Annotated in this window: 9 protein-coding genes; 3 read left to right on the top strand and 6 right to left on the bottom strand. The window is 57.1% G+C overall.

The genetic code is table 11. From position 1 onward, the window contains the following. Nucleotides 1-2: 2 nt before the first annotated feature. The 3 genes from QZ292_RS02385 to QZ292_RS02375 are packed head-to-tail and all read left to right on the top strand — an operon-like array spanning nucleotide 3 to nucleotide 3,033. Entirely contained in the window at nucleotides 3-1,094 is a 1,092-nt protein-coding gene (locus tag QZ292_RS02385) for an SGNH/GDSL hydrolase family protein (protein ID WP_294597345.1), read from the top strand. A 4-nt stretch (nucleotides 1,095-1,098) separates the two neighbouring features. Next, nucleotides 1,099-2,115: an FAD:protein FMN transferase gene (locus QZ292_RS02380; protein ID WP_294597342.1), complete on the top strand. Its 1,017-nt coding sequence runs from the start codon at nucleotides 1,099-1,101 to the stop codon at nucleotides 2,113-2,115. Nucleotides 2,116-2,136: 21 nt separating this feature from the next. After that, entirely contained in the window at nucleotides 2,137-3,033 is an 897-nt protein-coding gene (locus tag QZ292_RS02375; RefSeq protein WP_294597339.1) for a YegS/Rv2252/BmrU family lipid kinase, read from the top strand. Nucleotides 3,034-3,119: 86 nt separating this feature from the next. Here the strand turns inward: QZ292_RS02375 and QZ292_RS02370 are convergent, their stop codons facing one another. The 6 genes from QZ292_RS02370 to QZ292_RS02345 form a co-directional block, all read right to left on the bottom strand. Continuing rightward, nucleotides 3,120-4,352, bottom strand: coding sequence for a putative sulfate exporter family transporter (locus QZ292_RS02370; protein ID WP_294597336.1), 1,233 nt, complete (start codon nucleotides 4,350-4,352; stop codon nucleotides 3,120-3,122). A gap of 475 nt (nucleotides 4,353-4,827) precedes the next feature. Continuing rightward, nucleotides 4,828-5,283 carry an SsrA-binding protein SmpB gene (gene smpB, locus QZ292_RS02365; protein ID WP_294597378.1) on the bottom strand — a complete coding sequence of 152 codons (456 nt, stop codon included), beginning with the start codon at nucleotides 5,281-5,283 and terminating at the stop codon, nucleotides 4,828-4,830. A gap of 153 nt (nucleotides 5,284-5,436) precedes the next feature. Then, nucleotides 5,437-7,173 (bottom strand): hypothetical protein, encoded by a 1,737-nt coding sequence (locus QZ292_RS02360; protein ID WP_294597334.1) that lies wholly within the window; start codon nucleotides 7,171-7,173, stop codon nucleotides 5,437-5,439. Nucleotides 7,174-7,793: 620 nt separating this feature from the next. Then, a complete protein-coding gene (pnp, locus tag QZ292_RS02355; protein ID WP_294597331.1) occupies nucleotides 7,794-9,935 on the bottom strand; it encodes a polyribonucleotide nucleotidyltransferase in 2,142 nt (713 codons plus the stop codon). Nucleotides 9,936-10,095: 160 nt separating this feature from the next. Continuing rightward, a complete protein-coding gene (rpsO, locus tag QZ292_RS02350; protein WP_294597328.1) occupies nucleotides 10,096-10,371 on the bottom strand; it encodes a 30S ribosomal protein S15 in 276 nt (91 codons plus the stop codon). A gap of 1,114 nt (nucleotides 10,372-11,485) precedes the next feature. Then, nucleotides 11,486-12,457 (bottom strand): type I phosphomannose isomerase catalytic subunit, encoded by a 972-nt coding sequence (locus QZ292_RS02345; protein ID WP_294597325.1) that lies wholly within the window; start codon nucleotides 12,455-12,457, stop codon nucleotides 11,486-11,488. Nucleotides 12,458-12,533 lie beyond the last annotated feature (76 nt).

Here is a 12,533-nt window from a genome sequence, read left to right as displayed (position 1 = left end):
CCATGAAACAGATCCAAACGATTTTTCTGTCCCTGCTCGCCGCCGGCAGCTTCGCGGTGCGGGCGCAGTCTCCCGTCGTCTGGCACGACCCGCTGGCCGCTGCCGACACGGAAACCGATTATATCCACGGCCGGGGCTTCCGGCTGAACGACTACACCCGACTGCCGGAGTCGGCCAGACACGTTGTGCGGGAGGCGGTGTGGTCTCTGTCGCGGAACAGCGCCGGACTCTATCTGCAATTCATCACCGACTCGCCGGAAATTACCGTACAATACGAAGTGACGGGAGCGCATGCGATGCCCCACATGCCGGCGACCGGCGTGAGCGGCGTCGACCTCTACAACGGACGGGGCGAACGGTGCTGGGGGAGTTATTCGTTCGGCCATCCGATCGCCTACACCTACCGCGAGCTGCCCGACACGGCGCAAGCGACCACCTATACCCTCTACCTGCCGCTCTACAACACCGTGCGGGAGCTGAAGATCGGCGTGCGGGAGGGCTCGGCATTCGAGTTCGTGCCGAGGGAAACGCAACTGCCGATCGTCGTCTACGGTACCTCGATCGCACAGGGAGCCTGCGCGTCGCGGCCGGGAATGGCATGGACGAACCTGCTGCAGCGGATGACGGAACGGCCGGTGGTGAACCTCGGTTTCTCGGGGAACGGACGCCTCGAACCGGAGATGATCGGCTACGTGACCTCGATTCCGGCGGCTCTGTATGTGGTGGACTGCATGCCGAACATGTATGTGCCCGAGGACAGCATCTACACCTTGGTAATGAACGCCGTGCGGCAATTCCGACAGACCCGTCCGGAGACTCCGATTCTGCTCGTCGAACACCCGGGCTACGCCAATCGGCAGACCAACGCCGCGAAACGCGGGGAAGACGGACGGGCGGATCGGGCCCAGCGGCGTGCTTTCGCCGACCTGCGCAGGGAGGGGATCAAAGGCTTGCACTACCTCTCTCGCCGCGAAATCGGGATGCCGGCAGACGGGATGGTGGACTATATCCACCCGTCGGACTACGGGATGGAGGCCTATGCGCAGGCCTACCGCCGGGCGGTGGAAAAGATTTTGAAACGAAAATCCCGCTAACCTTATGAAAACGACGACCAGCCTGACGCTTCTCGGCGCGTGGGCGGCACTGAGCCTCACCTCCTGTGCGCCGAAAACACCCTACGCCACCGTGGACGGTTTCACTCAGGGGAGCACCTACCACATCGTCTACCACGACCCGCAGGGGCGCGACCTGCGTTCGAACATCGAGGAGCTGCTGGAAGATTTCGACAACTCGATGTCGGTCTACAACCCGAGTTCGCTGCTGACCCGGCTCAACGAGAACGACACCTCGGCCCGGCCGGACCGCTGGATTGCAGAGTGCCTCGCCATCGCCCGCCGGATCAGCGACGACACCCAAGGGGCTTTCGACGTGACGCTGCGTCCGCTGATCGCCGCCTACCGCATCGGGACGGAGGAGACACCCCACCTGCTTTCGCAGCGCGAGATCGACTCGATCCGCGTCTTCACCGGCTACGGCAAGGTGAAGATCGCAGAGGGACGCCTCGTAAAGACCGACCCGCGTCTGGCCCTGGACTTCAACGCGATTGCGCAGGGCTATTCGTCAGACCTGGTGGGCGAGCTCTTCGACTCGCTCGGCATCCGGGACTATATGGTGGAGATCGGCGGCGAGATTCTGTGCCGCGGCGAAAGTCCGCGCGGCGGGGAGTGGCGCGTGGGAATCGACCGGCCGGTGGAGGGCAACATGGTACCGGGCGAAGATCTGCAGACCATCCTGCGGCTTACGGACGCCGGGCTGGTGACCTCGGGCAACTACCGCAAATTCGCCTTCGACGAGAACGGCAACAAAGTGACCCACACCATCGACCCGAAGACCCTGCGGCCGACCGTACACAACCTGCTTTCGGCCACCATCATCGCCCCGACCTCGGCCATCGCGGACGGCTATGCGACCGCCTGCATGGTGCTGGGGCTGGAGGAGAGCAAGAAACTGCTGGCGCGGCATAGCGAACTGGAAGGCTATCTGGTCTACGGCCAGCCGGACGGCTCGATGGGCGTCTACATGACCCCCGGAATCGAGAAACGGGTCGTCCGGTAAGCCCACCCTAACCTCTCAGGCATGAAAAACATACTTTTCCTGTATAACCCCATCTCCGGCGAAGCGCAGATCGTCGCCCAGCTGGATCAGATCGCCCGCCACTACCAACAGGCCGGTTATGTACTGACCCTGTTCCGCATCACGCGAGAAAAAGGCCTCTCCGACCTCGGCGCGCTGATTGGCGAGCTCCGCCCCGAACACCTTCTGGTGGCCGGCGGCGACGGCACCATCAACCGACTCGTCAATTACCTGAGCCACAGAGACATCACGATTCCGATCGCCATCCTGCCGACCGGCACGGCCAACGACTTCAGCCACCTGATCGGCATGCCCGAGAACCTCGACGACGCCTGCCGGGCCATATTGAACGGCCAGGTCGCCCGGCTCGACATGGGGCGCGTCAACGACCGCTACTTCATCAACGTACTGAGCTGCGGCCTCTTCACCGAAGTCTCCCAAAAGACCCCGACCGCCCTCAAAAACGTCTTCGGCAAGCTGGCCTACTACGTCAGCAGCATCGGCGAACTGCCCTCGTTCCGCAAGATGAACATCACGGTCGAGGCCGACGAGCTGACCTTCCGCGGGAGCTGCCTGCTGCTGCTGGTCTTCAACGGCCGGACGGCCGGAAACCTGAAACTCGCCAGCCACTCCAGTGCGACGGACGGCCTGTTCGACGTGCTGATCATCCGGGGCGAGAACATCGTGGAGAGCGTCAAAAACGTCTTCCACTTCCTGATGAAGAGGAAAGGCGCCGCCTACCCGAGCGACATCGTCTACTTCCAGACCCGCCGGCTGCACATCGAGAACGACCACGTCACCTCGGACATCGACGGCGAGAAAGGGCCCGACTTCCCGCTCGACATCGAATGCCTGCCGGGCGCCCTGCCGGTGATTGTGCCGCAGACGACGAAAAAATAAGCCGACCGGCAGCCGTCAAAACCCAAGCGAGGGGCGACTTTTTTTACCAAGAAGTCGCCCCTCGCCTATTTTCACCGAAACCGGCCCTAATCGCCGATATGGGAGAAGAGCAGATATGCCACGATCAGCGTCAACACGATATTGAATCCCTGCGCGATCAGGAAGCCCCACAGCGGTTTCTTGAAGTCCTTGTTGAAGATATCCTTGAACCGGGTCTCCAGCCCGATGCAAACGAATGCGACGGCAAAGAAAAAGCCCTGCAGATTCTTGGTCACCCCTCCGATCCGATGCGCCGTCTCGACCGGCATCGCGAAGCTGAAAACCAGCGACGCGAGCACGAAACCCAGCACGAACTTCGGAAACCGTTCCCACAGCACCCCTGCGGTGGGTTTCTCGCGATGATCCTTGCCGGCATACGACCAGTAGATCGAAATCGCGAAAGCCGCCAGCCCCAGCAAGACATTCTGCGAGAACTTCACGATCACGCTGTACTGCTCGGCCGTCTCGCCCAGCACCGCTCCGGAAGCCACCACGGCCCCGGTCGTATCGATCGTCCCGCCCATCCAGGCCCCCGCCACCTCGGGCGAAAGCCCCATCCACATCGCCAGGTAGGGCATCCCGTACATCATCGGAATGGCGACCACCAAAACCAGCGAGATCACATACGACAACTTTTTGCTATCCCCCTTAATGGCCCCGCAGGTAGCGATAGCTGCCGAAACGCCGCAAATCGACACGGCACTGGCCAGCATCGTAGACATCTCGCGATCCACGCCGAGCTTCCGGGCGATCCAATAGCCGAAGTTCCAGACGCACAGCACGACCACCAGCGCCTGAATCAACCCCAAGGCCCCGGCCTGCATGATCTCGCCGAAGATGACGGTGGTACCCAACAGCACCAGCCCGATCTTGACGTAAAACTCGCTCTGCAACGCCGGCCGCATCCAATCCGGCACCCCGATGGTATTGCTGATCAACAGCCCGAATGCCACGGCGAAAAAGACGCTCTCCAACCCGGTGGAATTTTTCACGGCGGGCAATCCGGCCACATACTGAGCCGCCAAAGCGATCCCGAAGATCACGAGCAGCGAGGGCAGTATCCCTCGCGTCGAACGCCCCAAAATCCGGCTGGCAACATAAACGATGACGAACAGCCCGGCGATCAGCCAGGCGATATTCTGCCACGCTCCCCAGCCGGCCAAACTCTTGGGCATAACGGGCATCCACTCGGGCATCGCGATGGCCAGCAGCATAATCAGCAGTCCGGCGCCTACGGCCAACCAGTCTTCGGTCTTGAAATGATCCAATATCTGTCGCATTTATATTCTTTATCGTTCGTTGATCGGTGTCTACCCGCATGGAACTGTACCTTTTCTGAAGAAAAGGTACCCAAAAGACTTTTAGTTAGCTACGCTACTCCTCAGGCTCCGCAGTCCTCAATCTTCGTGATTACTTTTAGGTCGGGGTTGTAGCGCGCAATAAGGTTTAGCTCACATTAGCGCGCTACAACTCCCGGCCCAAAAAAAGTCCGAGAACTGGGCCGCCGGCAGCTTTAGGATGCGAAGCATCCTCTAAAGTTTTTCTGGTTCTCTTTGTTCACAACCGACGCTGCCAGCGAGCGCAATGCAAACGCAGTTTGCAAATTGCCGAGCGGCGAGGAGGAACCGAGTAGCGTACCGAGAGCAGAGACCGTTTACGGACTCTGCCAAGGTAGCACGAGGAAGACGAAGGCAACGCGTAAGCCAACGAGAACAGTTCACTCCCGGGTAAAAAACGAATCAACGAACGGTTAAATCAACGTTTCATAGCGCGATCCATATCGCGTTTCGCATCCTTTTCTTTGAGATGCTCCCGTTTGTCGTACTTTTTACGCCCCCGTCCCAGACCGATCACCAGTTTCGCCAAACCGCGCTCATTGATGAACAGACGTAGCCCCACCACCGTCAAGCCCTTGTCCTGCAAAGCCCGGTCGATTTTGCGCAGCTCCTTTCGGTTGAGAAGGAGTTTGCGGTCTCGTTTCGGCTGGTGATTGTTGTAGGTTCCCCAGTGATATTCGGCGATGTTCATGCCGCGCACGAACAATTCGCCATGGTGCAGGTAGCAAAAGCAGTCCACGAGGCTGGCTTTGCTCATCCGGATCGATTTGATCTCGGTTCCGGTCAGCACGATACCGGCCACCCACTCTTCGAGAATCTCGTAATCGAAGGAGGCCCGTTTGTTTTTGATGGATATTTTCTGCTGTTCCGCCATTTTCGGATGCAAAGATAACGATTCCGCTGCATTGAACGGTACGTGCAAATACTTATCCGCCCGCTCCGGTCAGACGGGCAGAAAAAAGGAGCACCCCGGCCCCTCTCGTTCAGAGAGGAACCGGGGTGTTCCGATTGTCTTTGCCAGGAAGATTTACTTCTTCACTTTGACTTTGACTTTCACGATTTCTACAAACTCAGCGTGTTCGAAGTAGTTGTAGAAGTTCACGTCCGTAGCAGCCAGTTCAGCAGCTTCCGGGTTCTGTGCGATGGCAGCTTTCAGGTTCGAAACCAGTGCGTTTGCATTCCCTTCGCGAGCAGCGATGACTGCTTTCACGTAGTTCGCACGCCAGGTGTTCATCCCGGCCAGCTGTTGTTTAGCTTTAGCGACGTTGCCGTTGAGGAGTTCAGCCAGTGCCTGGTTGTATCCGTCGAGCGTGCGAGCCGCAGCTGCATAGTTACCGTTAGCGAGTTCTACCAAGCCCTGGTTGTATTTAGCTTCCGGAATCGAAGAGGCTGCAAAGAATTTGGCAGCGTCAGCTTTCTTGCCTTCAGCCAAGGCAACCACACCGAGGTTGTTGATCACGTACGGGTCGGTGCTGTTGAGCGAAGCGGCTTTCAGGAACATCGCCTTGGCAGCTGCATAGTCGCCCTGATTTGCGAGCACCACGCCGAGGTTGTTGTACCCGCGGTAGCAGTTGTATTTTTCAGCGGCAGCTTTGTAGATTTTCGCTTTGGTCGCGTTGTCGTTGTAGAGCGTAGCGGCGAAAAGCATTTCTTCGACGTTAAGTTTGTTGATGTCGGTAGCGACAGCTTCTTTGAGTTCGGCATCGGTCAAGCCTTCCACCTGAACATTGACGGTCATTTTCGAACGACGGAGTTCCGGGAGGATCTTTTCAGCCAGCACTTTGAACGCTGCGCTCATGTTTTTGATTTCACGGTCGCGCACCTGCGGGTCTTTCTGCATGGCGAGCACCTGGAGGATCAGGTCTTTGTCCGGAATATTCGATTTTTCGACCAGTTCTTTGAAGCCTTCCCAGTCTTCACCCATCGCGTTGATGTCGAATTTGGTGCCGACCGGCATTTTGTCTTTCTTGAACTTAGCGCTGACTGCTTTTTCGGTCGAGGTACCGCGGTCTTTCGACAGTCTGTCGTTGAGTGCCAGCGGGCCGTCCGGCGAAGCGTAAGCCTGGGTGTAGACATCGCCTACTTTTTTCTTCGCGTCACCGCTGTTGGCGATGATAAAGTCTTCCAAGGCTTTGATGTCTTCCTTGCTGAGCTGGTTGGCACGAACGTTCGACTGGTTGATCGTAAACATGATCTTGGCGGTTTCCGAGATGTTGGTCACCCGCTGGAAAGCGTCCGGAGCGATCGCCACTTTCGCATAGTTGTCAGCCATCAGCTGCAGTGCGCTCACCCCGTTGGTCACGAAGATCGGGGTTTCGTACGGGGTGAAGTTTTTGATCTTCTTCCCGCCCTTGAGGCATTTAGCTTCTGCTTTCAGCACGAGCTGCGAAAGACGCATCGACGGGTGGTAAGGAATCGCCACGTCCATGGTCACCGTACCGCCCGAGAAGGGAACGACGGTATAGTTGTCCTGTACTTTTTCGCCCTGGAAGAAGCGCGGTTCGCCGGCATATTCGGTACCGTCGATCAGCGATACGATCACCGGGGTCACTTTCAGCACACCGTAACGATGGAAAGCTTTGGCCGGAATATTCACGCTAATGGTGGTCACCGCGTTGTCCCCTTTCAGGGTAACGAGTTCCGGCGTACAGGTAGCCGTGGTGCCCTGTGCGGTCTTCTTCATCATCTTGCTGAAGCAATTACAGCTGGTGAGAAGAGCCGACGCAGCGATAACTGCAAGGCTGAGGTTTAAAACTTTTCTCATGATCAGTGAATTGTTTATTTATTAAATGGTTTTTCGGTCTATTTTCTCTCGCTTTCCTTACGGTGCACAAAGGTACGTATTTGTTCCCGATTTTCTTTTAGGATAAACAAAAAATCAATCCCTTTTTCATACTCTTCTTTGTGCCGGATGGAACTGCCGCTTTTTCCAAAAAGCGGCACCAAAACCGACGCTGCCAGCGAGGGCAATGCAAACAAAGTTTGCACATTGCCGAGCGGCGAGGAGGAAACCCTTAGGTAAACTTTTAGTTAGCTACGCTACTCCTTAGGCTCCGCAGTCCTCAGTCTTCGCAGGTCTGTCGGGCTGGGTTTCCGGTGTGGCGCGCTATTATGCGGTGTAATACCTTAAGCGCGCCCACCGGGAAAACCTCAGCCCGACAAAACAGTCCGAGAGCTGGGCCGCCGGCAGCTTTAGGATGCGAAGCATCCTCTGAAGTTTTTCTGGTTCTCTTTGTTCACAAAGAGAACAGTACCCTCCTGTAGCCAAAGAACAAGAGCATAAACCAATCGGGTATCGAGGCCTTTGCTCCGGTCGGAATATTTACAAATTCCGTTCCAAAAAAGCGCACAGCATAGAAAAACACGCAGTTTCCCGAGAAAAACTTACTTCGGCCGTTCGATCAGCACTTTACGCGAGAGTTTGAGCTTCCCGGTTTTCTGATCGACTGCGATGAGTTTCACATCCATCATATCCCCCTCCTTGATGCCCGTCTCTTCCATGGTTTCGAAACGGCGGTGGTCGATTTCCGAGATGTGCAGCAAGCCGTCCTTGCCCGGCAGGATTTCGATGAAGGCACCGAACGCCACCACCGATTTCACCTTCCCGTGGTAAATCGTTCCGACCTCCGGCACCGCCGTCATCCCCTTGATCTTGGCGATCGCAGCCTCAACCCCCTCTTTATTCGCGCCGAAAACGTCCACCTTGCCGATTTCACCCTCTTCGGTAATGGTGATCGTGGTACCCGTCTCCTTCTGCATCTCCTGAATGACCTTGCCGCCCGGGCCGATCACCGCGCCGATGAATTCCTTCGGGATGGTGATCTGTACCATCCGCGGGACGTGCGGTTTGTAATCTTCGCGCGGTGCAGCGATGGTCTCGGTAATCTTTCCGAGGATGTACATCCGTCCCTGCCGCGCCTGTTCCAAGGCCGCAGCAAGCACATCATAACTCAAGCCGTCCACCTTGATATCCATCTGCGTGGCGGTAATCCCGTCCGCCGTCCCGGTCACCTTGAAGTCCATGTCCCCGAGGTGGTCCTCATCGCCCAAGATGTCCGACAGCACAGCCACCCGATCCCCCTCTGCGATCAGCCCCATAGCGATCCCCGATACCGGTTTCTTGATCTTCACCCCGGCATCCATCAGCGCCAGCGTCCCGGCACAAACCGTCGCCATCGACGACGAACCGTTCGATTCCAAAATATCAGAAACCACGCGAATCGCATACGGGCACTCCGCTTCGTCCGGAATCATCGGTTTCAAGGCCCGGAAAGCCAGGTTCCCGTGCCCGATCTCGCGCCGCGACAGCCCTCTGGCCGGCCGCGCCTCACCCGTCGAAAACGGCGGGAAGTTGTAGTGCAGCACGAACCGTTCCGTCCCCTCGCGCAACACGTCGTCGATCACCTTTTCGTCGAGCTTCGTGCCGAGCGTCACGGTAGTCAGCGACTGGGTCTCGCCGCGGGTGAAGATCGCCGAGCCGTGCGGTGCCGGCAGGTAACCCACTTCGCACCAGATCGGCCGGATTTCGGTGGTTTTCCGCCCGTCGAGCCGAACTCCGTCGTTGAGAATCATATTCCGCATGGCCGGCTTCAAGGCATAATCGTGGAAGTACCGCCGAATCATGCTCTCTTTGGCCGCGAGCTCCTCTTCACCATGCTGTGCGGCGAAATCGGCGAGATACCGGATCAGAATCTCATCGAATTTATCGCTGCGTTCGTGTTTGGGCAACTGGCTCTTGGCCACTTCGTACACCTTATTATAGGTAGCCGCCGCCACGGCATCCCGCAACGCGGAGTCGTTCTGTTCGTGACAGTAGGTGCGTTTTTCGGTCGTCCCCACCTCGCGCATCAGTTCGATCTGGGCCTGACACTGTTTCTTGATTTCGGCATGGGCGAACTTGATGGCGTCGAGCATCACAGCCTCCGACACCTCTTTCATCTCGCCTTCGACCATCATGATATTGTCGTAGGTCGCGGCCACCATAATATCGAGGTCGCACGCCCCGCCTTCCATCTGCGAGAAGGTCGGATTGATGACGAATTCGCCTCCGATCCGCGCCACGCGCACTTCCGAGATCGGCCCTCCGAACGGGACGGTCGAAACGGCCAGTGCCGCCGAAGCGGCCAAGCCGGCCAGCGCATCCGGCTGGATATCCGGATCGGCCGACAGCAAGGTGACGGTCACGAAAACTTCGGCATGATAATCGCTCGGAAAGAGCGGCCGCAAGGCCCGGTCGATCAGCCGCGAGACCAGAATTTCATAATCGCTCGGCCGCGCTTCGCGCTTGAGGAATCCCCCGGGAAACCGCCCGTTAGCTGCATATTTTTCTTTATACTCGACCGACAGCGGCATAAAATCGACATCCTCTTTGGCATCCTTCGCTGCCACGACGGTAGCGAGCAGCATGGTATCCCCCTGTCGCACGACCACCGCTCCGTCGGCCTGTTTGGCGAGTTTCCCGGTTTCGATTTCGATCGTCCGGCCGCCGCTCAGCTCGATATTCTTTTTGGTTGCGTTGTAATACATGGTTTTTTCCTTGAAAATTCGGGGACTAAGTTACAAAAAAAACGCCCCCTACCAATATAGCGAGGGGGTGATTCGTAAAAAAACAGGCGGTTTCTGTGCCGCGAGCACAGAAACCGCCTGTTTTATAACAAAAATACAACTTGCGCCGGAATAGCCCGAATTACTTCCGCAGCCCGAGCGCCTTGACAATCGCCCGATAGCGTTCGATATCGTTTTTCATCAGGTAGTCGAGCATGCTGCGCCGTTTCCCGACGAGTTTCAGCAACGACCGCTGAGTGTTGTAGTCGTGTTTGTGTTGTTTGAGGTGTTCGGTCAGGTGCGCGATCCGGTAAGAGAACAGCGCGATCTGGCTCTCTGCCGATCCGGTGTCGGTAGCCGATTTCCCATAGTTCTGAAACAGTTCCTGTTTCTTTTGGGTGTCGATGTAGTTGCTCATGTAATTATACGGTCTATTAATTAGAAGCGGGGCAAAGGTAGTGTTTTTTTGCGAATTTCCAACGCGGTTCCGAAAAAACCGCCTTCTCCCGGGCCACGACAGTTCCTGACTGCCTGAGACCGCCCCGGGCTACCGCACGGCAAGTTATAATGAACGATTCGGTGATCTACTGTACGTCGGTAATTATGGTTATAGCTGGTCATCCGCTGGCAGCGGTACCAATGGCATATTCTTGGATTTCTATGTAACATGGCTCGATCCCAGCGGCGTGAATAACCGTGCCAGCGGTCGTCAGTTGCGTTGCCTCTCGGAATAAACGGTGCCGCTCGGCACTCGAAAACCGGCCAGGTCTACCCTAAGGCAGCCGCTACCCCACCCGCAGATTGGGCCGACACAGCCTTAGCGAAACGTAGTTTCGCTCCGTCCCGCCGGGGTCACCCGGACGCCGCCCGCGCAGGGCAGTTCCGTCCGGCACAAAGCTCGAACCGCGCGCCGACGCCTTAACAGGGAAATCTTGTCAAAATGCGCAATCGCATTTTGACAAGATTTCCCAAGGCGCGCGAACAAAAATCGCGGACAAAAACAAGGTCGAAACCCTGCGCCCCGCAGGGGCGCGCGGGCCGAGAGCCTCCCCCAGCGGGAGGCCCGCAACTCACTATGCTCGTTTGGGCACCCGCAGGCTTCGGCCCGCAGCAGACGCAGCCCAACTCTTCGCACTGTTCGTCGCCCGCGGCAATTCTTGCCGGATTGGCTCACCGCCAATCGGCAGAATATGCCCTCTTTGGCGGGCGGGCGACGGTCGAGCTTTGTTCCATTCTTTGTCCGCGCGCCTGGCGATTCATTCTATTTCGGCTCATCGCCGAAATAGTTGAATCGCCTCCTTAGGCGTCGGCGCGCATCTTTGGCTACTGGAAGGGACTGCGCTCAGGCCGCGCGGGCCCCACGTCCCGTGGACGGGCAAAACTTACGTTTTGCTGCGGCTGGGTCGGCCCAATCCTGTCCGCCCGCCTTACGTTCCGCAAGACGCTGTCTTTGTTCGCACCCCGAAACGACAAAAACGGTGTCCGGCCCGATCCGACCGAACACCATTCCATTCTCATTGTATGCAAGTTCGTTACGGGATATACACCTCCAGCAGTTTCCCGTCCCCCCGAAGCACAATCTCGTTCAATTCCGCCGGCACCAGCACCGTCTCCCCTTTGGCAATCGTCTCTGTACCGCCGTCATAAGCCATTTCCAACCGGCCGTCCAGACAAATATAAATCACGAACGAGTCCAATGCCGCATAATCCCGAACCGCTTCGCCCGATACGACCAGCGAATTGGTCTGAAAATAGGGACATTTTTCGAGCGTCACCGGGGCATTCACCTTCGGAGCCGCCACGGTCTTGTAATCCGATCGGGCTTTATATTCAATGGCGTCCAGAGCCAGCTCGGTGTGCAGTTCGCGCCCCTTTCCGGTCTTCGGATCGACGCGGTTCCAGTCAAAAACACGATAGGTGATATCCGAAGTCTGCTGAATTTCAGCGATCAACAGCCCTTTTCCAATGGCATGAATCGTCCCGGCCGGAATAAAATACGAATCGCCGTCTTCAACCTTGTAAGCCGTGAGCAGCTCGGCCAAACGCCCGGCATTCAGATACTCGAGATATTTCTCCCGATCGACCGGCTGGTTGAATCCCAGATAAAGCTGTGCCCCTGCCTCATGCCCCACCACGTACCACATTTCGGTCTTTCCGAAAGACTGATGCCGTTCGGCTGCCAGCTTGTCATCCGGATGCACCTGAATCGAAAGGTTGTCATCCGCATCGATGAGCTTGATCAGCAGCGGAAACTCTTCGCCATACCGCTCGAAGACCTTATCGCCGACCAGATCGCCCATGTAAATCTCGGTCAGCTCCTGCAAGTTATTCCCCTTGAGTTTGCCGTTGGCGACGACGGAAATATCACCGTCCACGCCGGATAATTCCCAACTCTCGCCGATTTTCTCGTCGGCGGGCAATTTCTTCCCGAATGCGGTCTCGATCTTCCGACCTCCCCAAATACGTTCTTTGTAAATGGGCCTGAATTTCAATGGGTAAAGCATTTCTCTTGTCTATTTTAATCCTTCGTTTATTTGCGCCTTATCTGGAGGGTACTGTTCTCTTTGTGAACAAAGAGAA

Origin of the sequence: uncultured Rikenella sp., from assembly GCF_910577125.1 — a bacterium.
Classification (GTDB): Bacteria; Bacteroidota; Bacteroidia; order Bacteroidales; family Rikenellaceae; genus Rikenella.
Note: the sequence above shows the minus strand (reverse complement) of the source record. Positions and strands in the feature narration are given on the sequence as shown.